Source organism: Mycobacterium numidiamassiliense (assembly GCF_900157365.1).
GTDB classification, from domain to species: domain Bacteria; phylum Actinomycetota; class Actinomycetes; order Mycobacteriales; family Mycobacteriaceae; genus Mycobacterium; species Mycobacterium numidiamassiliense.
Map to the genome: position 1 here is coordinate 2,498,323 of NZ_FUEZ01000004.1, position 23,717 is coordinate 2,522,039.

The 23,717-nt window shown below is 64.4% G+C and carries 18 protein-coding genes; 13 read left to right on the plus strand and 5 right to left on the minus strand.

Going from position 1 to position 23,717, the window contains the following annotated elements; genetic code table 11:
- The first annotated feature begins 5 nt into the window (after window positions 1-5).
- From MNAB215_RS20320 to MNAB215_RS20365, 10 genes are all read left to right on the plus strand, one after another.
- On the plus strand, window positions 6-1,277 hold the full coding sequence (locus MNAB215_RS20320) for an MCE family protein (protein ID WP_077080403.1): 1,272 nt from the start codon (window positions 6-8) through the stop codon (window positions 1,275-1,277).
- Complete coding sequence (locus MNAB215_RS20325) at window positions 1,274-2,302, plus strand: MCE family protein (RefSeq protein ID WP_077080404.1); 1,029 nt, start codon at window positions 1,274-1,276, stop codon at window positions 2,300-2,302. Before MNAB215_RS20320 ends, MNAB215_RS20325 begins: the two co-directional genes overlap by 4 nt.
- A complete protein-coding gene (locus MNAB215_RS20330; RefSeq protein WP_131829145.1) occupies window positions 2,299-3,489 on the plus strand; it encodes an MCE family protein in 1,191 nt (396 codons plus the stop codon). The genes MNAB215_RS20325 and MNAB215_RS20330 overlap by 4 nt, the downstream gene beginning before the upstream one ends.
- Window positions 3,479-4,861 (plus strand): MCE family protein, encoded by a 1,383-nt coding sequence (locus MNAB215_RS20335; protein WP_077080405.1) that lies wholly within the window; start codon window positions 3,479-3,481, stop codon window positions 4,859-4,861. Before MNAB215_RS20330 ends, MNAB215_RS20335 begins: the two co-directional genes overlap by 11 nt.
- Entirely contained in the window at window positions 4,858-5,979 is a 1,122-nt protein-coding gene (locus MNAB215_RS20340) for an MCE family protein (RefSeq protein WP_077080406.1), read from the plus strand. The genes MNAB215_RS20335 and MNAB215_RS20340 overlap by 4 nt, the downstream gene beginning before the upstream one ends.
- Complete coding sequence (locus MNAB215_RS20345; RefSeq protein ID WP_077080407.1) at window positions 5,980-7,455, plus strand: MCE family protein; 1,476 nt, start codon at window positions 5,980-5,982, stop codon at window positions 7,453-7,455.
- Between the two features lie 67 nt (window positions 7,456-7,522).
- Window positions 7,523-8,236: a tetratricopeptide repeat protein gene (locus MNAB215_RS20350; protein ID WP_077080408.1), complete on the plus strand. Its 714-nt coding sequence runs from the start codon at window positions 7,523-7,525 to the stop codon at window positions 8,234-8,236.
- Window positions 8,233-8,940: a hypothetical protein gene (locus MNAB215_RS20355; RefSeq protein WP_077080409.1), complete on the plus strand. Its 708-nt coding sequence runs from the start codon at window positions 8,233-8,235 to the stop codon at window positions 8,938-8,940. The genes MNAB215_RS20350 and MNAB215_RS20355 overlap by 4 nt, the downstream gene beginning before the upstream one ends.
- A gap of 15 nt (window positions 8,941-8,955) precedes the next feature.
- The gene (locus MNAB215_RS20360; protein ID WP_425436487.1) at window positions 8,956-9,474 is read left to right on the plus strand and encodes a CAP domain-containing protein; all 519 of its coding nucleotides are present in this window, start codon (window positions 8,956-8,958) and stop codon (window positions 9,472-9,474) included.
- A gap of 168 nt (window positions 9,475-9,642) precedes the next feature.
- Window positions 9,643-11,037, plus strand: a complete 1,395-nt coding sequence (locus MNAB215_RS20365; RefSeq protein WP_077080410.1) for an MBL fold metallo-hydrolase — start codon at window positions 9,643-9,645, stop codon at window positions 11,035-11,037.
- On the opposite strand, the gene MNAB215_RS20370 is transcribed toward MNAB215_RS20365, so the two are convergent.
- The 3 genes from MNAB215_RS20370 to MNAB215_RS20380 all read right to left on the minus strand — a co-directional run bounded on the left by MNAB215_RS20370 (window position 11,034) and on the right by MNAB215_RS20380 (window position 16,267).
- The gene (locus tag MNAB215_RS20370) at window positions 11,034-11,624 is read right to left on the minus strand and encodes a rhodanese-like domain-containing protein (protein WP_077080411.1); all 591 of its coding nucleotides are present in this window, start codon (window positions 11,622-11,624) and stop codon (window positions 11,034-11,036) included. The genes MNAB215_RS20365 and MNAB215_RS20370 overlap by 4 nt on opposite strands.
- A gap of 69 nt (window positions 11,625-11,693) precedes the next feature.
- The gene (locus MNAB215_RS20375) at window positions 11,694-11,906 is read right to left on the minus strand and encodes a hypothetical protein (RefSeq protein WP_108637676.1); all 213 of its coding nucleotides are present in this window, start codon (window positions 11,904-11,906) and stop codon (window positions 11,694-11,696) included.
- Window positions 11,907-12,076: 170 nt separating this feature from the next.
- A complete protein-coding gene (locus tag MNAB215_RS20380; protein WP_077080413.1) occupies window positions 12,077-16,267 on the minus strand; it encodes a bifunctional nitrate reductase/sulfite reductase flavoprotein subunit alpha in 4,191 nt (1,396 codons plus the stop codon).
- Window positions 16,268-16,612: 345 nt separating this feature from the next.
- Here MNAB215_RS20380 and MNAB215_RS20385 point away from each other — a divergent pair, with 345 nt between their 5' ends.
- The gene (locus tag MNAB215_RS20385) at window positions 16,613-17,092 is read left to right on the plus strand and encodes an LppP/LprE family lipoprotein (RefSeq protein WP_077080414.1); all 480 of its coding nucleotides are present in this window, start codon (window positions 16,613-16,615) and stop codon (window positions 17,090-17,092) included.
- A 113-nt stretch (window positions 17,093-17,205) separates the two neighbouring features.
- Window positions 17,206-18,618 carry a nitrate/nitrite transporter gene (locus MNAB215_RS20390; protein WP_217348940.1) on the plus strand — a complete coding sequence of 471 codons (1,413 nt, stop codon included), beginning with the start codon at window positions 17,206-17,208 and terminating at the stop codon, window positions 18,616-18,618.
- Between the two features lie 18 nt (window positions 18,619-18,636).
- Here the strand turns inward: MNAB215_RS20390 and MNAB215_RS20395 are convergent, their stop codons facing one another.
- Window positions 18,637-20,577: an acyl-CoA dehydrogenase family protein gene (locus MNAB215_RS20395; protein WP_077080415.1), complete on the minus strand. Its 1,941-nt coding sequence runs from the start codon at window positions 20,575-20,577 to the stop codon at window positions 18,637-18,639.
- Window positions 20,578-20,670: 93 nt separating this feature from the next.
- Here MNAB215_RS20395 and MNAB215_RS20400 point away from each other — a divergent pair, with 93 nt between their 5' ends.
- On the plus strand, window positions 20,671-21,393 hold the full coding sequence (locus MNAB215_RS20400) for a VIT1/CCC1 transporter family protein (protein WP_077080416.1): 723 nt from the start codon (window positions 20,671-20,673) through the stop codon (window positions 21,391-21,393).
- On the opposite strand, the gene MNAB215_RS20405 is transcribed toward MNAB215_RS20400, so the two are convergent.
- Window positions 21,353-23,686, minus strand: a complete 2,334-nt coding sequence (locus MNAB215_RS20405) for an ATP-binding cassette domain-containing protein (RefSeq protein ID WP_077082191.1) — start codon at window positions 23,684-23,686, stop codon at window positions 21,353-21,355. The two genes, MNAB215_RS20400 and MNAB215_RS20405, sit on opposite strands and share 41 nt — an antisense overlap.
- Between the last annotated feature and the right edge of the window lie 31 nt (window positions 23,687-23,717).

Consider the following 23,717-nt stretch of genomic DNA (forward strand, 5'->3'; position numbering starts at 1 on the left):
CATAGATGAGTAATCACCGGGAGAGCGGACCTCTCAAAAGAAATCGGGTCCGCGATAGCAAGATCGACCCGATTTGGTGGGCGCCAACGTTGTTCATCCTCATCGCGGGACTGATCGCACTCACCGCGGGGTCGTTCTCTGGGAAATTCCAATCATTCATCCCGCTCACGCTGGTCTCGAACAGGGCGGGACTGGTGATGGAAGATGGCGCCAAGGTCAAGTTGCGCGGTGTGCAGGTCGGCCAGGTCGCGTCGATTGGCACCGACGTAAAGGCGGCTGAGCTTCAGCTGAAGATGGAACCAGGCCCGTTCAAATATCTGCCGAGCAACGTCGAGGCGGAGATCAAGTCGACTACTGCGTTCGGGTCGAAGTACGTCGACCTGATCGTGCCCGAGCATCCCAGCAGTACTCCGTTGAAGCCGGGCGCAATCCTGCACTCCCGCAACGTCACCGTGGAAGTCAACACGGTTTTCGAAAATCTGCAATCGGTGATCCAGGCCCTCGACCCGGCGAAGCTGAACGCGATCCTGTCGGCGTTCGCGCAATCAGTACGCGGAAAGGGCGACCGACTTGGGCAGGCGATCACCGGTGCGAACGATGTGCTGCTGACCGTCAACCCGCGAATGGACACGATTGACAAGGATTGGCGGTTGTTCGGCAAGACCACGGCCATCTATTCCGATGCGGCGCAGGATATCCTGTCGATCCTTGACTCGGCCGCGACGACCAGCACCACCCTCACCGAAAACCAGCGGTCGCTCGACACGCTGCTGTTGTCGGCAGTGGGCTTGAGCCAGACCGGCATCAACGTCGTCGGCAGAAGCGAATCCAACATCGTGCAGTCTTTCAACCTGCTCGATCCGACCACGGCTCTGCTGAATAAGTATTCCCCGACCTACACGTGCCTATTCCAGGGTGCGCAATGGTATGTGGACCATGGTGGCCGAGATGCTTTGGGCGGCAACGGCTACTCCGTAATCCTCGACGCCGCACTGCTTTTCGGCGACGACCCCTACCGGTACCCGAGACACCTGCCAAAGGTCAATGCGACGGGTGGCCCCGGGGGGAGGCCCAGCTGTGGCTCCTTGCCCGACCCGAGTGCGAACTTCCCCGTCCGTGCGCTGGTCACCGACACCGGTTGGGGCGCCGCTCCCGACGAGATCCGCACCACTCCGTGGGTCGGCAACCCATGGTGGGCCAACTACTTCCCGACCACCAAGAACCCTCCGGAAGGGCCGCGGTTCAACTACCGCGGGGGGGTGCCGCCACCACCATGAGAAGGAAGCTTTCCAGCATCATCCTGCGCGTCGGGATATTTACCCTCGTCTGCTTGCTCTTTACCTTCACGCTGATTGCCGTATTCGGACAATTGCGCTTCGAGGACCGAACCGGCTATGACGCAGTTTTCACGAATGTATCGGGTCTGAAATCCGGCAACTTTGTCCGCATTGCCGGGGTGGAGGTGGGCAAAGTCGGCGACCTCACGCTGCATCGCGACGGCACTGTCACCGTCGGCTTCGCGGTGGACAAAGGGGTGCGACTGACCGAGGGCACCAAAGCCGTTGTGCGCTATGAGAACTTGATCGGTGACCGCTACCTTGCGCTGGAGGAGGGCCCCGGGCCCCCACACCGGCTGCCGCCGGGCACGACGATTCCACTGGCACGAACGTCGCCCGCTCTGGACATCGATGCGCTGATCGGGGGCTTCCGTCCGTTGTTCCGTGCGCTGGATCCCGATCAGGTCAATGCGCTGTCTGGTCAACTGCTTCGAGTCTTTCAGGGGCAAGGCGGCACGCTGGCCTCCGTGCTTTCGCAGACGTCGATGCTGACCTCGACCCTGGCAGGGCGCAGCGAGCTGATCGCTTCCCTGATCACCAACCTGAACACCGTGCTGAACACCTTCGGCACCCGCGATCGCGAGTTCTCGGATGGCTTGGACAAGCTATCGCAGTTCGTGGACGGGTTGGCACAGCGTAAGGACGACATCTCCACCGGGCTGGCCTACATCAACGCAGCAGCCGGGTCGGTCGCCAGCCTGCTTGTCGAGGCCCGTCAGCCGATCAAGGACGTGGTGCACGAGACCGACCGCGTGGCCGGGCAGGTACTTTCCGACCGCGACTACTTCGACTCACTGCTCAAAGACCTTCCCGACATTTATCAGGTCCTTGCCCGACAGGGCCTGAACGGCGACTACTTCGGTTTCTACTTTTGCGAAGTATTGCTCAAACTCAATGGCAAGGGGGGCAACCCGATCTTCGTCAAACTGCTGGGCCAGCCGAGCGGGCGGTGCACCCCGAAGTGAAACTGAAGCTACCTAAGATCAAATCGGTTGGTCGCCGCAGCCCCGTCATGTTGGGGGTCATGGGTACCGCCATCCTGGTCTGCGTGACGATCGTCGCCTTCCAGTACAACAAGCTGCCGTTCGTCAAGAACACCAAGGACTACGCCGCTTATTTTTCCGAGGCTGGTGGCATCAAACCTGGTAGTACGGTTCGGGTTTCGGGTTTGGGCGTCGGCAGAGTTTCAGACGTCCGCTTGGAGGGCACCAAGGTCCGGGTGGGGTTCACCGTCCGCGAGGATATTGACCTCGGCGACCGAACGGAAGCGGCGGTCAAGACAGAGACAATCCTGGGCAGCAAGATGCTTGAGCTGACGCCGCGTGGCGAAGGGAGGCTCACAGGCACAATTCCGCTGGAACGCACTACCTCGCCGTACGACCTTCCCGACGCGCTTGGGGATCTGACAACGACGATCAGTGGCCTGGATACCGCCCAACTCTCCTCGGCGCTCACGACATTGGCTAACACCTTGAAGGAAACACCGCCGGATGTTAAGCCTGCACTGCAGGGAGTGGCCCGGTTCTCGGAGACCCTCAACAACCGCGATACCCAGCTGCGGAACCTGCTGGCGAACGCGAACAAGGTCTCGGCGGTACTGGGCCGGCGCAGCCAACAGATCGCCGGCCTGGTATCGAACTCAAACACGCTGCTGGTAGCGCTCCTGGAGGAACGAGACTCCATCGACGCGCTGATGAACAACCTCACCGCGGTTTCGCACCAGATTTCGGGGTTCGTCGATGACAACCGGACCCAACTCAAGCCGGCCCTCGACAAGCTCAACGGGGTGCTGGAGATCCTCGACAACCACAGACAAGATCTGCAGAGCAGTTTCAACAGGTTCAGACGATATGCAATGTCGTTTGGCGAATGCTTGGGTTCTGGGCCATTTTTCAAGGCTTACGTGGCCAACTTGATTCCCGGCCAGATCGGTGGCCCGGTTCTCGACGCGGATATGTATGACCGTCTTTTGGATCCGAACCAAAAGTTGCCGTCGGAGTCGGTGGACCCGCCGACCGGGTCGCCACCGGTGCCGCCGGAGAACGCACCGGTCCCGCTGTGGTCCCAACCGCCCTCACCCCCGCCTTCGACGCCACCGGTGCGAACCATTCCGCCGCCCATACCTCAGATAACGGGTAACGATGTCCATTAGTCGTCGCACCCTGCAAAGAGTGGTCGCCATCAGCCTGGCGGCGACCTTGACCGTGGCTTCGTTTCTGGTCGTCTCAAAGCTGTGGAAAGAGGTCGAAAAGAACACCTATTCAGCGTATTTCGTGGAGTCCAATGGCTTGTTCGTCGGCGACGAGATCAGGATCCTCGGCGTCGCCGTCGGTGTGGTGGACAAGGTCGAGCCGCAGCCCGCCGGCACCAAGGTGACCTTCTCCGTCGACAAGCAGTATTCGATCCCGGCCGATGCCCGCGCCGCAATCCTGTCGCCGTCGCTGGTGACTTCTCGGGCGATCCAACTTGTCCCGGTGTACTCGGGCGGCCCCAAGCTGAGTCCAGGTGCCTCCATCCCGATCAACCGCACCGCGGTGCCCGTCGAGTGGGACGACTTTCGCAAGCAGCTGGAAAAGCTGACGGACGCGTTGCAGCCCACAGCTCCGGGCGGGGTGAACTCGGTCGGCGAGTTCGTCGACTCGGCCGCGGAAAACCTCCGTGGGCGGGGAGACACCGCGCGCGATACCATAATCAAGCTTTCCCAGGCGATTTCAGCACTCGGCGATCACGCTGACGACATCTTCAGCACGGTGCGGAATCTGCAGCTGCTTGTGTCGGCGTTGTACTCCAGCAGCGATCTGCTGGCCTCGTTCAACCAAAACCTGGCCAGCGTGACGACGCTGCTGTCGAACACACCCAACGAGGTCGCCAATGCGGTGCAGGGTCTAGATCGGGCATTGACAGACGTGCGCCAGTTCCTCGCGGACAACCGGGAGGCAATGGGTGTGACCTTCGACCGGCTGGCTTCGGTCACGACCGCGCTCAACGACAGCCGTGCCGATATAAAACAGGTCCTGCATATCGCCCCGACGGTGTTCCAGAATTTCCTGAACATCTACCAGCCTGCGCAGAGTGCGATGACCGGCATCATCGCGTTGAACAACTTCGCCGACATTCCTCAGTTTATCTGCAGCGCTATCGAATCGGCCTCCCGTGCGCGCTTGGCCCGCGTTTCCAAGCTGTGCCTGCAGTACCTCAACCCGATCATCAAGAACCGCATCTACAACTACATACCGGCGGGACTCAACCCATTCGTCGGGACTCAGGCTCGGCCGAACGAGATCACCTACAGCGAGAACTGGCTACGGCCCGGCTATACGCCCCCGCCCGACGCGACCCCGCCACCGGGTGCGCCGCCGCCGCTTCCCGGGCCGCCACCGGATGGGCCGCCGCCGCTTCCCGGGCCGCCGGCACTTGCCGATCAGCCGGCGCCCGCCGAGGCGCCGCCGGCTCCGCCGCCGCCGGGCACGATCAGCTCGACGGAAGTGCTGCAGAATCTGCTGCTACCGACGGGACCATCATGAGACGCGCAATAGCTGCGGCGCTCTCGCTTGCGTGCATCGCCGCGCTGCCAGGGTGCGGATGGCGCGGCTTGAATTCGTTCACCCTGCCCGGCACGTCCGGCGGGGGCCCGGGTTCCTACACCATCCAAGCGCAAATGCCGGACGTGGTAACCATTCAGCAGAACACCCGTGTTCGAGTCGATGACGTCACCGTCGGCAACGTCACCAAGATCGAGCTTCAAGACTGGCACGCTCTGGTCACCATGCGCATCAACGGCGATGTCCGTCTGCCGGCCAATTCGACCGCCAAGCTCGGGCAGACCAGTCTCCTGGGCTCGATGCACATCGAACTCACGCCGCCCAAAGATGAGCCGCCGGTTGGCCAACTCAAAAACGGGTCGGTCATTCCGTTGTCGCGCGCGAGCATGTATCCCACCACCGAACAGACTCTGGCCTCAGTGTCAATTCTGCTCAACGGCGGCGGAATTGGGCAGTTGCAGGAGATCAATCAGGCGCTCGCCAAGGCATTCGCCGGCCGCGAGAACGACATGCGCAGTCTGCTAAGCCAACTCGACGAATTCATCCGCGGCACGAACGACCAGACCGATGACATCATTGCTGCCGCCGAGAAACTCAATGGCCTTGTCGGCCAAGTCGCGGACAAGGATCCCGTGGTCGACAAGGCGTTGCTGACGGTGCCTAAAGCGCTGAACGTACTAGCTGAAGAGCGCACCAAGATCGCCGATGCGATTGATCAGCTCGGTAAGTTCAGCGCGATCGTGGCCGACACGCTTCACCAGAGCAGGGAATCTCTGGTGAACAACCTGCGCAACATCGCGCCGGTCCTGCATTCGCTCGCCGACGCCGGGCCGTCGCTCACCAAGGGGCTGGACGGGCTGGTGGCGTATCCGTGGCCGGCCTCCACCGCGAGGAATTGGTTCCGCGGCGACTACGCCAACCTGACCCTGATCGTCGATTTGACGTTGAGCCGCATCGACCAAGGGCTGTTCACCGGCTCGCGCTGGGAAGGCAACCTTACCCAGCTCGAACGGCTCTGGGGGCGCACCATCGGCATGCAGCCGAGTCCGGCCACGGCCGGCAACCCCCTGACCTATCCCTACCATGACGGGGGATACTGAATGCTGCGCTTGAACCGCAGGACGTGGATCCAGTTGGCGATCTTGACTCTGGTGACCTTAGTTTCTTGTGGCGCAATGGCGTTCAACTTCATGAAGCTTCCCCAGACATTGTTCGGGATCGGCGAATACAACGTCACCGTCGACCTGCCCCAGTCAGGCGGGCTCTACGAGACGTCGGTCGTCACCTATCGGGGTACCGACGTGGGTGAGGTCAAGTGGGTCGAAGTCACCGCCACCGGCGTGCGCGCGTTGCTCGCACTGAGATCGGGCGTCAAGGTGCCCTCCGGCGTGCAGGCTTCGGTGCACAGCCGATCGGCGATCGGTGAGCAATACATCGAACTGACTCCGCTGCCTGGCAACGACGGAGAACATTCCCGCCCGCTACGTGCCGGCGATGTCATTCCCGCCGGACATGTCGACGTACCCGTCGACATCGGACACCTGCTCGACATGACCAACCGTGCGCTGCAGGCAATTCCGCGTGACAACTTGCATACGGTGATCGACGAAACCAACAAGGCGGTCAATGGCCTCGGGCCCGAGTTGTCTCGGATCGTCGATGGGTCCACCGCACTGGCTATCGCCGGCGGCAAAACTGTCGACCCGCTGGCCAAGCTGATCGATCAGTCTCCTGCGGTGCTCAACTCCCAGGTCCAAACATCGGATGCGATCGGCACGTGGGCCGATCGAACCGCAGCGATCCTGGCCCAGTTCAAGGCGCAGGATGCTGCGGTGCGAGATCTGCTGACACAGGGGACTTCCGGCGTAGAAGAGGCTCGCGCGCTGCTCGACCGGGTGTCGCCCGCGTTGCCGGTTCTGTTCGCCAACCTGGTGAGTCTCGGCGACATCGCGGTCGTCTACCGTCACGACATCGAGCAACTTCTGGTGCTCTTGCCGCAAGGCATCGCGGCCATGGCAGCGATTGTCGTGCCCAGCTCCAACACAAAGCAGGAGTACAAGGGCGCCCAGCTGGACTTCAACCTGAACATCAACCTGCCGCCGCCGTGCACGACCGGGTATCTGCCGCCCACACAGCGACGGTCGCCTGCCAGCGTCGACGCACCGGACCGCCCGGCAGCAGAGCTCTATTGCCGAGTGCCGCAGGATTCGGAGTTCAATGTCCGTGGCGTGCGCAATATTCCGTGTGAGGCCAAGCCGTGGAAGCGTGCTCCCACCGTCGAGCTATGTGAAAGCGACGAGGAGTACGTGCCGCTCAACGAAGGCTACAACTGGAAGGGCGACCCTAACGCCACCACCACCGGTCAGGGCGTCCCGCAGTATCCGCCTGGACAGGATCCGCGACTGCCGCCGCCACGGGGCACCGCGCCACCACCACAGCAGGCGCCGCTTGCCGTTGCCACCTATGACCCGGCTACCGGTACCTATGTGGGCCCCGATGGACACCGGTACACCGAATCCGACTTGGCCAACCCGCGGGCCAAAACCTGGCAGTCACTTCTTGTCCCGCCACCGTAAGCGTTTCCGGTCGGAATACCCAGCTGGGGGCGCCGGGTACACGACCCACCGTTAAGTGAGGAGCACTATGGCGCAAGAGCCTGAAACCACCGATACCGGTGCGCAAGTCAGCGAGCCGACCGCAGCCGATGCCGAGGGCCGCGACAAGCAGGAGGCCGTCGACGAAACCGATGCCGTCGACGAAGCCGATGCCGCCGACGAGGCCGACGTTGTCGACGAGACCACCGCCGTCGACGAGATTGAGGCAAAAGGAGGCGAATCCGAAGGCACCCGGCTGCGGGACCGGTTTGCCGGTCGGCAGCTTTCGCGCGTCGGATCGGCGTTGCTGGCCGGTGCCGTAATCGTCGCTGCGCTGGCCGGATTGGTCGGCTGGCTTGGTTATCGGACCTACCAAAGGCACGAGGCACAGGCCCAGCGTGATCAATTCGTTCAGGTTGCTCGCCAGGGTGCGGTGAACCTCACCACCATCAGCTACACCGAGGTCGATGCCGATGTGCAGCGGATCATCGACTTGTCCACTGGCGCTTTCCGAGAGGATTTTCAGCAACGCTCTAAGCCGTTCATCGAGGTCGTCAAGGCCGCGCAATCGAAGTCAGAAGGCACTGTCACCGATGCCGGGCTGGAATCTCAAAAGGGCAATACGGCTCAGGTGCTGGTGGCGATCGCGGTGAAATCACGGACCTCCGGCGGTGAGGAGGCGCCGCGGGAATGGCGGATGCGAGTTGAGGTTCAGTCGGTTGGCGACGACGCCAAGGTGTCCAACGTGGTGTTCGTGCCATGACGACACTCAGCGAAAATACGGAAGCCGCCGTGACACGTGACGAGGAGACTGTCGATGCTGACGCGAAAGATTCGGCCGAGACAATGCCCCCAGACATAGAGCCGGCCGCCGAAGACGAGACGGCTCAAGAAGATTCGAAGACCGCTGAGGCCGAGGCCGACGCTGATCCGAATGATGAGGCCGAGGAAGAGCCGAAGACCGCGGGAGTAAGGCGCCCAATCGCATGGTCAGGTGTGCTCGCCTACGGTGTATTGCCTGGACTCGCATTGCTGCTGGCGGTGGCGGCAGGTTATTTCAAGTGGGCGGACGAATCGGCCGATGATGTTGCGTTGGCCCGCACCGAATCGGTCCGAGTAGCCAGCGAAGACGCTGTGGCCCTGTTGTCTTACAAGGCGGATTCGGCGGACAAGGACCTCACCAATGCGGCACATGATCGGCTGACCGGCGAATTCAAAGAGGCCTACCTCAACTTGATCCGCCAGGTGGTTATTCCGGGTGCAAAAGAGAAGCACATCTCGTCAACAGTCAAAGTCAGTGCGGCAGCTCCGGTTTCGGCAACCACCAACCACGCCGTGGTTCTGTTGTATGCCAACCAAACCGTGACCATTGGCGAAGGCGTTCCCACGGATACCCAGCCCGTCATCAGGGTGACTCTTGACAAGGTCAACGGCCGATGGCTGGTTTCGCGTTTCGACCCGGTGTGATTGTGAGGAGGCCACATGTTGGCAGGGATGCGCCTTTTGGTACGGCTTAGCTCCCGGGTGCTGCCCGTTGCCGTAATTCTCTCGGGGACAGCAGCGTTGGCGACCCCTAGCGCACATGCCGACAACAAGCGGCTCAACAGCGCCGTGGTCTCCGCCGTCTACACCTTCCAGCATCAGGCGGGCTGCACAAATGACGTCATCAGGGACAACGCGCTAACGCTGGCCGCCGAATGGCACGCGGAGGACATGATAACCAACCGAAACATCTACGACGACACCGGGTCTGACGGCTCGGGTCCGCAGGACCGCGCCAACGCCGCCGGCTTCCACGGCATTGCCGCCGAGACCGTGGCGATCAATCCGGCGGTCGCCATTAGCAGCTTCGAACTGGTCAACCAGTGGTATGCCAACCCCGACGACATGGCGATCATCCGCAACTGTGCCAACACCTCTATCGGGGTGTGGTCAGACAACGCCCTCGACCGCACTGTCGTGGTTGCCGTTTACGGACAGCCGGCTGCCCCCAGGCGCTGAGGTTAAACTCACGGCGATTTAATGAGGGCGAAAGGAAATTCCGGCGTAGCCGAAATATATTGGGCTACTGTGAAATCTGAGTACATATCTCCGCGTCGCGCCCCGCGGTTTAGAACGTCTGACGTTCAGGAATCCTGGTGAGAAGCGGCTGAATAGGAGGACCGTCCGATGATCTTCACCCAGCACTATCTGGACTGCTTGTCGCAGGCGTCGTACTTGATCGGTGATGAGACGACCGGTCGCGCTGTGGTGGTCGATCCGCGCCGCGACGTCGACGAATACCTCGGCGAAGCGGCCGAGCATGATCTGCGAATCGAACGGGTCATCGAGACACACATTCACGCCGACTTCTTGAGCGGCCATCTGGAATTGGCCGCGGCGACCGGAGCGTCGATCTCCTACGGAGAGGGTGCCGACGTCGAATTCCCCTTCGAGCCGTTGGTCGAGGGGCAACGCCTCTCGCTGGGGGAGGTGACCCTCGAGATCCTCGCAACACCGGGTCACACTCCCGAATCGATCTCCATCGTCGTCTACGAGCATGCCGACGACGAGATTCCCTACGGTGTGCTCACCGGTGACGCGTTGTTCGTCGGCGATGTGGGACGTCCCGACCTGTGCGCCACCGAAACTTCGTCGGCCGACGATCTGGCCGCCACGCTGCATCGCTCACTGCAGGACAAACTGCTCACCCTGCCCGATGCCACGCGCGTATTTCCAGGCCACGGCGGCGGTTCCGCCTGTGGCAAGCAGCTGTCCAGCGAAACCAGCTCGACGATCGGCGAGCAGCGGAAGACCAATTACGCGCTGCAGGCACAAGACGTCGACCAATTCGTTGCGGAGGTCACCCTAGGCCAGCCGGCACAACCGCCGTATTTCGAATTCACCTCGCACCGCAACCGTCAGCAACGCGACCTGCTCGATGAAAACCCGCCTGCCACACTGGATGTCGACGAGGTGTATCAGCGCGTTGCCGCGGGTGCCATTCTGCTGGATAGCCGCGATCCGGCGGACTACGCATCCGGCCACCTCCGCGGCGCGGTCAACGCCGCCCTCCACGGGCGCTTCGCCGAATGGGCAGGCAACGTCCTGTCGCCCGACCGCGACATCGTGCTGGTCGGCGATCCCGCCGACGCATTGGAGTCCAAGATCCGACTGTCTCGCGTCGGGTTCGACCGGGTCGTAGGTCAATTGCGCGACCTCTCAGAGGTTTTCGGCCTGCGGCCCGACGTGGTCGAGCAGACGCCACGAGTGACCGCCGAACGGCTCGCCGAAGTACTTGGCGCACAACCGCTTCTGCAGCTCATCGATGTGCGCGGCCCGGGGGAGGTGGCCGACGGCGGCATCCCTGGGGCGATAGAAATCCCGTTGCCGACTCTCGCCGGTTCGCTGTCGACCCTCGACAAGGCGGTGCCCGTCGTCACCTACTGTGCCAGCGGGGCGCGCTCGATGGTGGCCGCGAGTGTGCTTCGGGCGTCGGGCTTTAACGACGTGTCGGATGTGCTGGGCGGATTCGGGGCTTGGCGGGATACCGGCCTGCCCGTAGCGGGCGGCGAGAAGGACTAAGCGCTGGACCCGGCGCCGAGCCGGGATAAGAGTGTCGCGGCGTCGGACGTCGCGCCGCGGTTGTAGGGCAACTTGGCCAGCAGCGCCGCCATCGCGCAGGTGTTGGAGGCGGCCGCGTAGGTCAAGCCCGCACCGATACCGGCGGCCACCCACTTCAGCCTCGGGACGGCGACGCTGCCCAGCACGGACGAGAGCACCACCGATCCGGCGACCAGACGCACCTGACGCTCGAGCTCCCAGCGCTGCGTGCCCCGTTTCACGGCAAATCCCTGCCCCTCCCAATCGACGATGCCCTTGTCCAGGGTGCGCCCGCCGGTGAGGCCCTCTTTCGCCAGCAGTTGCGCGGCCTGCGCCGAGCGCTGACCGGATCGGCACACCAGCACGACGTCGTGGTCTTGGGCGAGCTGCTCGGCGACCGCGGCGCCATGCTTATTCAGCACGTCGAGCGGCACGTTGTAGGACCCGGCGATGTGAGCGGTGTCGAACTCAGCCGGGGTCCGCACGTCGACGACGCGCGCACTGGTGACCGACTTGAGCAGCGTACGCAGTTCTGTCGAGGTGATTGCGGCTGCGGTGGGTGCGTTCATGACGTGATCAGTACCCGCCGGAACCGAACCGCACCGTCGTTTCGATCAACGTGAATCTGACGGAATCGGCTAAAAACCGGCGATGAGCTGCCCGTCGCCGGCGGCACTGTCGCACGAACACTGTTGGTTGCGGGCCTTCAACCAGGATTCACGCGTGCGCAACAGGTGCTGAACGTAGACCTTGTCACGCTGCTTGCGCGAGAACGCAAAATCCAGGTTGATCGGTAACCCCGCCCAGTCGATCTGGCCGCCTGACGAGGCTTGCTGCTGCCCGGAGTGCACGGGGCAACCAGCGTTCATGCTGTCCCAATCGGGTGTTTGGCTTGTCTGCGTCACCGCGTGTCCATCCTCGAATGCACCTGGTCTTAGGTGAATGGTGCGACAGGGATGTTTCAGCGACGAGTGTGCGACGTTTCCGCCGAATTACGGCTAACTGGTAGCACGCCGCCGCGCTAGTAGACGTCGCGGTGGTAGCGCTTTTCGGCGCCCAGCGACTGGACGTAGGCCTTCGCCGCATCGGGGTCAAGCTTGCCGTGTTCGGCCACGATGTCGCAGAGCGCGCGATGGACGTCCTTGGCCATCGGGTCAGCGGTGCCACACACGTAGACCTGCGCACCGTCCTGCAGCCATGCCCACAACTCGGCTCCGCGCTTGCGCATCAGGTGCTGCACGTAGACCTTCTCCTGCTGGTCGCGGGAGAACGCCAGGTCGAGCTCGGTGAGGAACCCGTCGGCGTACATCTTTTCGATCTCGTCGCGGTAGTAGTAGTCGGTGGCGGCGTGTTGTTCGCCGAAGAACAGCCAGTTGCGCCCGGTGTGGCCGAGCGCGCGACGGTCCTGCAGGAAACCGCGGAACGGGGCGATGCCGGTTCCGGGGCCGATCATGATCATCGGTGTGTCCGCATCGCTCGGCGGCCGGAAATTGCTGGAGGGCTGCAGATATACGGCCACTCGATCACCGGGGGAGCGGTCGGCGAGGTAGGTCGAACACACCCCGCGGCGCGGGACGCCCCGGAAGTTGTAGCGCACCGGGGACACGGTCAGGTGAACTTCCCGCGGGCACTCTTTGGGGCTCGACGAGATGGAGTACAGCCGCGGCTGAAGGCGTTTGAGCACCCTCAGCCACTCGTGCGCCGATGCGGAGACCGGCAGCTGCGCCAGCAGGTCGATGGACTGGCGCCCCCACGACCAATCACTGAGGGCCGCTTTGTTTTCCGGCCTCAGCAGCTCCGCGAGTTTCGAGTCGCCGGTGCGCTCCTGCACAAACCGCACCAGGTCGCGGCTGATGTGGGCGATCTCCATTCGCTCGGTGAGCGCGGAGCGCAACGACATCAGACCGTGCTCGCCAACCTCGACCGGGGTCTGCCCGTCCAGTCCGGTGACGGACATCCATTCGTCCACCAACCGGTCGCTGTTGCGCGGCCACACCCCGAGCGCATCGCCGGCCTCGTAGCTGACCGTTGCTTCGGGTAAGTCAAACACCAACTGCCGCACGTCTTTTGTCGATTTCGGCTGACTGAGCGTCGTGTTGCGAATGATGTCGGTTATCAACGGCGCCTTCTTGGTGTACGCCTGCGTTGCGGGCCGGCCTGCCGGCCGGGGGGACGCGGCGGGCATCGGTGCCGCCCCGCCGCTGCCGACCTGGCTGGGGCTGCGGGTCAGCGCCTGGACCACCTCGTCCAGCCACGCGGCGGCGGCGTCTTCATAGTCGGGTTCGCAGTCGACGCGATCCAGGATGCGGGTCGCCCCCAGTTCGGCGAGCCGCTCGTCGAACTTTCGCCCGTGCCCGCAGAAGTCGTCGTAGTTCGAATCGCCCAGCGCCAGCACGGCGTAGCGGGTCTCGGTGAACTTCTCCGCGCTGTCGCCGGTCAGCGCTCGCCACAGGGCGGCGCCGTTGTCGGGCGGCTCGCCGTCACCGGTGGTGCTGGTGATCACCAGCAGCTCCCGAGTGGACGACAGCTCGGCAGGCGAAACGTCGTCCATGCTGCGCAACGAGACCGGGAGCCCGGCCTCGTCGACCCGGGCCGCGACGTCGGCGGCGAGCTCCTCGGCGTTGCCGGTCTGGGATGCCCACAGCACCACGATCGGGGCACGCCGCGGCGCTGCGTCCACGTCGGGCGCGGCGGGCGGGCCAGCCGGTGCCTGGTTCGCCGACGAATCCGCGGGCAGTGTAGGGGCAGCCTCGGTGCGGGCGAAGATGCCCGCGAGTAGACCGTCGACCCACAACCGGGTGCTGGGATCCAGGGGAGCGTTGAGCGGAACGGTGGGCACGCCGCCCGAGCGGTGGCCGGCGTCCGAGCGCAATCCGGCCAGCATTCCGGCCAGGTAGGTGCGGCTCAACGGGCCGAACTCCGGTCTGGGTTCCTTTGCCACTCCAAGGAACTCGGCGAGGGCGTCGACTCGTGACACGCTGATCTCCGATACCTCCACGGGCGCGGGTTCTGGTGTGTCGGTGGCCACCGACGGCCCGGGCTCGATATCCGAATCACGCTGGGAAACTGAAACTTTGGTCAAGGTGACCGCGCAGGCCTTGAATTCCGGTTGTTGCGACACGGGGTCGACGGCGTCGTTGGTGACGGCGTTGATCGACAGGTACTCGCCGAATACGTCGTTCCAGTGGAAGGGCGCGAAGCAGTTACCGGGCCGAACCCGGTCGGTGATGACGGCCGGAAGCACGGCACGGCCACGGCGGGAGGCGATTTCGACGTGGTCGTCGGCGGAGATCTGCAGCCGGGCAGCGTCGTCGGGGTGGATCTCGACGAACGGTCCCGGGTTGAGCTTGTTGAGTTTGGCGACCTTGCCGGTCTTGGTCATGGTGTGCCACTGATGCGGCAGGCGTCCGGTGTTGAGCAGGAACGGGTAATCGTCGTCCGGCATTTCCTCGGGCGACATGTGTGGGCGCGGGAAAAACACCGCACGCCCGTTGGGCGTCGCGAAGGCCAGCCGGGGCGCGTTGCCGTCCTCGCGGACCCGCCGCGTCTGACTGACACCGTCGTTGCGGTAGCGGATCGGGTTGCGATCGTCCAGACCGTCGGGTGGGCAGGGCCACTGCAGCGGGGTCTGGCGCAGCCGCTCATAGCTGGCGCCGCGGAGGTCATACCCCGTCGCAGGGTTCCAGAACCGCTTGACCTCTTCGAACACCTCCTCGGCGGAGGCGTAACTGAAAGACTCTGAAAAGCCCATCTCGCAAGCGATCCGGGCGATGATCTGCCAGTCGGGCATCGCCTGGCCGGGCGCCTCGACCCCCGGCTGGAACAGCGTCAGGTTGCGCTCGGAGTTGATCATCACCCCCTCGGACTCCGTCCACAAGGCGGCGGGCAGCAACACGTCGGCGTATTCGTTGGTCTCGGTCTCGAGGAAGGCATCCTGGACGATCACCAACTCGGCGCCCTCCAATCCCGCCAACACGGTTTTGCGATTGGCAACGCTGGCAACGGGATTGGTGCAAATTATCCAGCACGCCTTGATCTCTTTGTTGGACATGCGGGAGAACATGTCGATGGTGCCAGAGCCGACGTCCGTGCGCAGCGACCCGTACGGGATGCCCCACTGGTCCTCGACGAAGTCGCGGTCGGCCGCCGACATCACCGAGCGCTGACCCGGCAGACCTGGCCCCATGTAACCCATCTCGCGGCCGCCCATCGCATTGGGCTGCCCGGTGAGCGAGAAGGGGCCGCTGCCGGGTTTGCAGATCGCGCCGGTGGCCAGATGCAGGTTGCAGATCGCGTTGGTGTTCCAGGTGCCGTGTGTGCTCTGGTTGAGTCCCATCGTCCAGCAGCTCATGAAGTTCTCGGCCTCGCCGAGCCAGCGGGCCGCGGTGTGCAGGTCTTTTTCTGCGATACCGGTCATTTCGCTGACCGTGTCGGGGGTGTACTGCTCGAGGAAACTCGGCATCACGTCCCAACCGTCGGTGAACTCGTCGATGAATTCTTGGTCGGTGTAGCCGTTTTCGACGATCAGGTGCAGCAGCCCATTGAGCAATGCAAGGTCGGAGCCGGGGGCGATCTGCAGGAAGAGATCGGCCTTGTCCGCGGTCGCGGTGCGCCGTGGGTCGACAACGATCAGCTTGGCGCCGGCCTTGACGCGCTCCATCATCCGCAGGAACAGAATCGGGTGGCAGTCGGCCATGTTGGCACCGATGACGAAGAAGACGTCGGCCCTGTCGAAGTCCTGATAAGACCCGGGCGGGCCGTCCGCTCCCAGCGACAGCTTGTAGCCGGAACCCGCGCTGGCCATGCACAGCCGTGAGTTCGACTCGATCTGGTTGGTGCCGACGAAGCCCTTGGTCAGCTTGTTCGCCAGGTACTGCGCCTCCAGCGACATCTGCCCAGACACATAGAGGGCGAAGGCATCCGGGCCGTGCTCATCGATGATCGCCCGCAACTGCTTGCCGGTCCGGGTGATCGCCGCGTCCATGTCGATCGCCTCGAAGGATTCGCCGCGTCCGGCCCGCAGATATGCGGAATCCATCCGGCCGGGTGCGCCGAGCATGTCCGCGGTCGTCGCACCTTTGGTGCACAGCCGGCCGAAGTTGGACGGATGGCTTTGGTCTCCAACAGTTTTTGCAACGTGACGACGGCCGCTCTCCGGGTCCGTTGTGATCTGCAACACCATGCCGCAACCCACGCCGCAGTAGGCGCACATGCTGTTCACGACCTCCTGCCGGGCGCCATGAGCCTGCCGAGCCACCTGCTTCCCTCCCCTCGAGCGGCGCACAGATGTATGCGCTAAATGGTGCGACAAGGATGTTTCGGCATCGGGCGTCCGGTGTTTCCGCCGTTTTACGGCTTCCTCTCACACGAGGCAAAGTGATTTGTGAAGTGTCCGGAAAACCCGATCCTAGGCTAATAATCGCAGGTCAACGCCGATCTACGACTTACCTTAGATTACTCGGCGCCCTTATTGAATTGCCGCTGAGAACGGCGATTCCGACCAAACAAATGGCACATTCACAGTCTTCGTTAAGCTCACAATGTGCTCCGTTACTTTGTGATTCTGTTGGCATTGTTGGCCTCGGCTTGCGGTGCGAAGCCCGCGGCGCCACAGGCATCGCAGACACCGCGGGCGAACACGTGCAAGGAGGCCGACGGGCCAACGACCGACGCGGTGCGACAAGCCATCGCGTCGGTGCCGGTCGAGGTGGAGGGTTCGAGCTGGGTGGAAATCGCCCGCGGGCACACCAAGAACTGCCGGCTGTACTGGGTGCAGATCATCCCGACCATCGCCAGCGAGTCGACGCCCCAACAGTTGCTGTTCTTCGACCACAACACGCCGCTGGGAACACCGACCCCAAATCCCAAGCCCTACATCACGGTTCTGCCTGCCGCTAATGAGGACACCGTCACGGTTCAGTATCAATGGCTGACCGGAAACGAAGAGCCCAGCTCGCCGAAGGGCATGGGCACGGTGAAATTCCAGATCGGACACGACGGCAAGTTGCAGGCGCTCGGAGCTATTCCGCACCAATAAGATTTCTGGTACTTCAACGATGAGGAGCTCAGTGTCTGGAACGTGCACGGCCGTCAATGGAGTTACCGGCAACGGCTGTCTCCCAAGCTAGTTCGCCGATGGAGATGCCCGGAATGGACAAACGAGTAGGCAGGCTGCGGCACCTATCCCATTGGGATGCAGAGGATGTCGTGGCCTGGGAATCCGGCGGCAAGACCATCGCGCGGCGCAATCTGTTTTGGTCGGTCGTGATCGTGCACCTGGGTTACTCGATATGGGCGCTCTGGCCGGTCATGGCACTGTTCATGCCCAAGGACGTCTACGGCTTTTCCGCCGGCGACAAGCTGCTGCTCGGAATGACCGCCACTCTGGTCGGGGCGTGTCTGCGGCCGGCCTACGCCATCGCAACCGCGATCTTCGGCGGTCGCACCCTGGCCATTTTCTCGGCGCTCATGCTGCTGATCCCGACGGTCGGCGCAATGGTGCTGTTGGCCCATCCGGGGCTGCCGCTGTGGCCGTACCTGGTGTGCGCGGCCCTGACGGGAATGGGCGGCGGAAATTTCGCGGCGTCGGCCAGTAACGCGAACTCTTTCTATCCGCATCGGCTCAAGGGTGTCGCACTGGGAATTGCCGGCGGGATCGGCAATCTCGGGGTGCCGGCGATCCAGATCGTCGGCCTGATCGTGATCGCCACGGCCGGCGATGGCCGGCCGTACTGGGTGTGCGGCCTCTACCTGGTGCTGTTGATCACCGCCGGCGTAGGCGCCGCGGTGTTCATGAACAACGTCGCCCAGCATCGCGTGGAGCTGGGGCGGCTTCGCTCGGTCCTGGCGGCGGTGGCCGCCACGCGCGACACCTGGGTCCTCGCGCTGCTCTACGTCGGTAGTTACGGCTCGTTCATCGGCTTCGCATTCGCGTTCGCCCAGATACTGCAGACCAGTTTCATCGCCGGCGGGCAAAGCGTGTCCCAGGCCGCGTTGCACGCTGCCGAACTGGCGTTCATCGGGCCCCTGCTGGGTGCGCTGGCGCGCGTCTACGGTGGCCGGCTGGCCGACCGCATCGGCGGGGGGCGCGTCACGCTGATGGTTTTCGTGGGCATGGCGCTGGCCGCGGGACTGCTGATCGGTGTCGCCAGCGCCGAGGACCCGCACGCGGGCCCGGTCAGCGACTCGACGATGGCCGGTTACGTGGCCTGCCTCATCGCCTTGTTCGTCTTTTCCGGACTGGGCAACGGTTCGGTGTACAAGATGATCCCGTCGGTTTTCCAGACGGCCGGCCGCGGGCTGGATATGGACGAGACCGAACGCGCTCAGTGGGCGCGGCTGATATCCGGGATCGTGATCGGTGTCGTGGCAGGGGTCGGCACGTTAGGCGGGGTCGGAATCAATCTGGCGCTGCGCCAGTCGTTCGTCGGCACCGGCACGATGACGCCGGCGTTCTGGATCTTCATGTCCTGCTACGTCGCGGCCGCCGCGCTGACCTGGATCAGATACATCCGCCGACCGCTGGGCGCGCTGGCAGACGGCAATGCGGCCGGAGCCGGCTGAGCCGACGCTGCGCCGAACTCAGTCGGGCAGATTCTCCGGATGCAACATCTCGGCATAACGCAGTGGCTCCGGGATACCAAAGCCGTCGACCAGTGTCCTGGCATGCGGGCGCAGCGCGCGGCAGCGATCGTTGATCCCGCGGGTTACCGCCTTGGCGCGTTCGGTGGACAAGTACCGATGCTCGATAAACCAGGCTTTGTCATCCTCGATCACCGACAGCGCGTACAGGTCGCAGACGATCCCCAGTAACTCGCGGGCCTCTTCGTCGGGGCAGGAGTCAATCCCGGCGACGAACGCTTCCAGCACTATTCGGTCGATGTGGGCCGTCGCCGCGTGCAGCACGTGATCCTGCACCGCGTTGAACGCATCGAAGGCCGACATCTCTTTGGACTTGCCCTGCAACCGCCGCGCGACCGACGACAGCAGGTAACTCTCCCGCTCCTCGAACATGTTCACCTGGGTGCCGCGGTTGAACAGGCTGCCTTCTTCTTCGCTGTCCTGGCGTGCGTCCACGATCCTTTGCATAATCGCTTCGGCCGCAGTGCGTTTCAGCACCCTTTCACCAACGGTGTTGGCGGCGAAGCGAACCCAATCGACCGGGCTCATGCCCTTGATGTCGTCGGCGTAGGCGGTCAGCAGCTCCTTGGCCACCAACTGGGTCAGCACGTGGTTGTCGCCCTCGAAGGTGGTGAACACGTCGGTGTCACCGCGCAGTGCGATCAGCCGGTTCTCGGCCATGTAGCCGGCGCCGCCGCATGCCTCACGGGCTTCCTGGATGGCGCGGCTGGCATGCCAGGTGTTGGCCGCCTTCAGCCCGGCTGCACGCGACTCCAACTCGCGCTGCTCCTCGGCATCGGCGACGTCCGAGGTCTGCAGGTCGTGCGTCTTGGACACCAGCTCGTTCTGCGCGAACTGCAACGCGTACGAGCGTGCTATCAACGGGAACAGTCGCCGCTGATGCACCAGGTAGTCCATGATCAGGACCTCCCCCTCGTCATCGGGTGCGCTGAATTGCTTGCGCTCCAACGCATATCGGGTGGCGATGTCCAGCGCGACGCGGGCGGCGTTGCCTGCGCTGCCGCCGACTGTGACGCGGCCGCGGATGAGCGTGCCGATCATGGTGAAGAACCGGCGGTTCGGGTTATCGATCGGCGAACTGTAGGTGCCGTCGGGCGCGACGTCGCCGTATTTGTTCAGCAGGTTCACCCGGGGGACGCGGACGTGGTCGAACACGATGCGGCCGTTGTCGACACCGGGCAGACCGCCCTTGTATTGACAGTCCGACGTCGTCACGCCGGGCAGGTCGTTGCCCTCCTTGTCGCGGATCGGCACCAGTACGCAGTGCACGCCGTGATTGACCGGCTCACCGTCCTCGGTGGTGATCAGCTGCGCGAAAACCGCTGCGATGCGGGCGGTTTCGGCGGCCCCGCCGATGTAGTCCTTCCGGGCCGTCGGGGTCTCGGAGTGAACGACGAATTCCTCGGTCTCGGCGTCGTACGTCGCGGTGGTTTCCAGCGACTGAACGTCACTGCCGTGCCCGGTCTCGGTCATGGCGAAACAGCCGAGCAGCTCGAGACTGATGATCTTTTTCACGTACGCCTCGTGGTGGCGTTCGGTGCCCAGGTTCTCGACCGCGCCGCCGAACAGGCCCCACTGCACACCGGCCTTGACCATCAGCGACAGATCCGACATCGCCAGCATTTCGATCATCGTCACGGCCGCGCCGACGTCGCCGGTGCCGCCATGTTCCTTGCGGAATCCTTCGTCGGAGATGCCCGCCGCGGCGATCAGCGCCATCTGCTCGGCCACCTTCGCGCGCGCGAGCACCGTGTTCGGTGTGTAGTGCGGGCGGAATTGTTCGCGGGACAGCCATTCGCGCGTCTGGTTTTTCACGTCACGGAAGCGCCCGTCCAAGGCGTTGCGCAGCTGTTGGGCAGTGTTTGTCGTCTCTGGCGCCATCACTCGACCGTAGCCTGCGGTCGTTGGCGCGGGAATGACCCGCGCCGGTCGCGACCGTTGCTGCGGGCGGCGATACCACGCTTAGATGACGTCATGGCCTCGCCAGACAGCCGGTCACCTCAGGCGAAGTACGACGTCGGTCACACCCACCCCAACATCAGCGGCGGGTGGTTGCGCGCGGCCACCTTCGGCGCGATGGACGGCCTGGTCAGCAACACGGCGCTGATCGCCGGTGTGGCTGCGGGTGAGAGTGCTCACACCACCTTGGTCAGCGGCATCGCGGGCTTGTTAGCTGGGGCGTTCTCCATGGCACTGGGTGAGTACACGTCGGTGACCACGGCCAACGAGCAGATCGATTCCGAGGTGCGCGTCGAACGTCGTTCGTTTCGCGCCCACCCGCAAGCCGAGCAAGCCGAACTGGCCAACACGCTCGTCGAGCTGGGCATGAGCGAGAAAACCGCCCAGGCTGCCGCCGACGAGATCCACCGTGACGAGAACCAAGCAGTCAACTTCCATCTAGTCCGCGAGCTCGGGTTGGATCCCCGCGAAAAGCCGTCTGCCACGCTGGCCGCGTCGGCGTCCTTCCTGATGTTCGCGGTTGGAGCGGTAATCCCGCTGATCCCTTACCTTCTCGGCTACGGAATGTTGTGGATAGGTGTGGCGTGCGGTGGCCTCGGCCTGCTAGTCGCGGGCGGGCTCACCGCCCGGTTCACCCGCAAACCGGTGTGGTGGGCCGCGGGCCGGCAGCTGCTGTTCGGCGGGGTCGCCGTCGCCGCTACGTATGTGCTGGGTCTGCTGGTGGCGTCGCTGATGTGACGCGCCGTCGCGCCGGCCGAAGTCGGTAGCCGGCGATCCCGGCCCACGCCACGCCGAGGATGAAGAGCATCACCCTGTCGAAGATCCACCAGCCCACGTAGTGGGCCCACATCCCGACGTCGGCAGCCTGCGGATCGACCCGGCGCAGATCGACGGTGGAGGCCGACGCCGCGAAGCCCCATTGGGCCGGGACGAACCAGGAGATCTGGTCGTAGCCCCAGGTACCGACCAGCGTGAGCAGCCCCCCGGCGAACAACAGCGATGCCAGGATCACCGGCACGGCCAACGGCACGACTTCCCGCAGCGATCTGCCGAGTGTCGACACCGCGAGCCCGACGATCGCTGAGACGATGGCGGTGCCGGCGACACTTGCGTACAGCTCGAATGTGGCGTCGTAGAGGAACAAGGCGCCGTGCACCGGCCCGCCTTTGACGGCGACGACGATGGCGAACGTGATCGCGGTCAGCACGGCCGCCGCGAGGCCGAAGAACGCGATCTTGCCGAGGAGATACGCCGGCGCCCACAGGCCGACGGCCTGCTCACGCCGGAAGATCCGACGTTCGTTCACGATCTCCCGGATAGTCAGCGCGGTGCCGATGATGACCGCCGCGAGGTTGAGCGCGGCCAGGATTTCGACCGCTTCATGGGGGTTGCGGCTGTTCGCGCCGGGCTGGCTCAGGCCCGATCCGCCCGGAATGAGCAGCGTCAGGCCCGCCAAGGCAAACGGCAGGGCCAGCAGGAAGAGAAGGTAGAGGCGGTCGGCGAAGAACAGGCGCGCCTGGCGACGGGCCGCGAGCCTGATCTGTCGCATCGGCTTGAGTGGGGCGGGAGGTGGCCACGGTTCTGCGACCTGAGGCGGCGCCGGCGGGCCCTGCGCGTGCTGGCGGGCCCGAAACGCGCGGTGCGCGCCCTCGGGGTCGGCGTTAACCTGCGCGAGCACCTCCGACCAGTCGCTGGTGGCCATCGCGGACCCGATGTGCAGGGGCGCCCCGTCGAAGGCCATGGAGCCCCGCGGGGTGAGCACCAACACCTGGTCGCACATATCGAGGTGGGTGAGCGACGTCGGCGACGTCATGCTCGCGACGACCACACAGCCGATGTCCGCCTGGCGGCGCAGCACTTTCAGCACGTGGCTTTCCTGGTCGGCATCCAGTCCGGCGCCCGGCTCGTCGACCACCAGTAGTGTCGGCCTGCTGATGAGCTCGATCGCCATCGCCGCGCACCGGCGGAACTCGGGTGTCAGCTTGCCGATCCGCGTCGAGCGATGGGCCGTGAGCTCGAGCTCTTCGAGAATCTGGTCCACCACGCGTTGGCGGTGCTCGGCCGAGGTGTCGGGCGGTAGCCGCAGTTCGGCGGCGTAGCCCAGCGCTTGTTGGACGGTCAGCCGCGAGTGCACGCGATCCTCGCGAGGCACGATCCCGATGCGGGCGCGCATGGACTCGCGCTCGGCCTGGATGTCGTGGCCGTCCACGGTGATTCGGCCGGAGCCGAGTTCCCTGATGCCGGCCAGCACGCCGAGCAGCGCGGCGCTGGGTGCGGCCGACGGACCGATCACCGCGGTCAGCGTGCCCGGGCGTGCCGCGAAGGAGACGTCCGAGAGCACTTCGTGTCCGTCGACGCTGAGTCCCAGCTGATAGGCGGCGACGCCGATGGTCCGGGCACCCGCCTTCAGCGGCAGCCGATAGGTAGGAACGGATTCTCCGCCTTCTCGGCCTTCTCCGGCTTCCGGCGCAGCGCGCCGGGCGCGCAGCTTGCGCGTCGCGTCGGTCACCCGCTCGATCAGACCTCGGCCCTTCGTCGGCTGCTCCTCGACGGCCCGTGGCTGCGGCGCGAGGATAGGCGGCACCGGCGGCGGCGGAGGCGCAACGGGCGGCGGCGCAGGCGGAGGCGCCGCGCGCCGCCCCGCCGCAGGCCGTGGCGGCGGGATCGGAATTTTCTGTGTGGTCCGCTGCGTCGGGACGTGGGCACCGATCTGGAACACCAGGCGCGGACCCCGCTGCGGATCGCCGATCGAGATCGCCTGACCGTCGCCGATATCGACCGTCGACACCCGGGCGCCGTTGAGGAAAATGCCGTTGCGGCTGTTGTCGATCGCCACCCAGCGGTCGCCGGTGAACCGCAGCACCAGCTCGGGGGCCGTCGGTCCAGCGTGGGGAGGGACGTGCGCCGGGAGGTTCAGCGGAATGTCCCACCGGCCGCCGTAACCCACCACGACGTCGCGGCCGGGGGGAAAGACGTAGCGGGTGGGTCCGACCCAGACGGTCAGGGGCGGGCCGAACGCGTCGTTCCGCATGGCCGCCACCTTTCATCGCCGGTCAGATCAA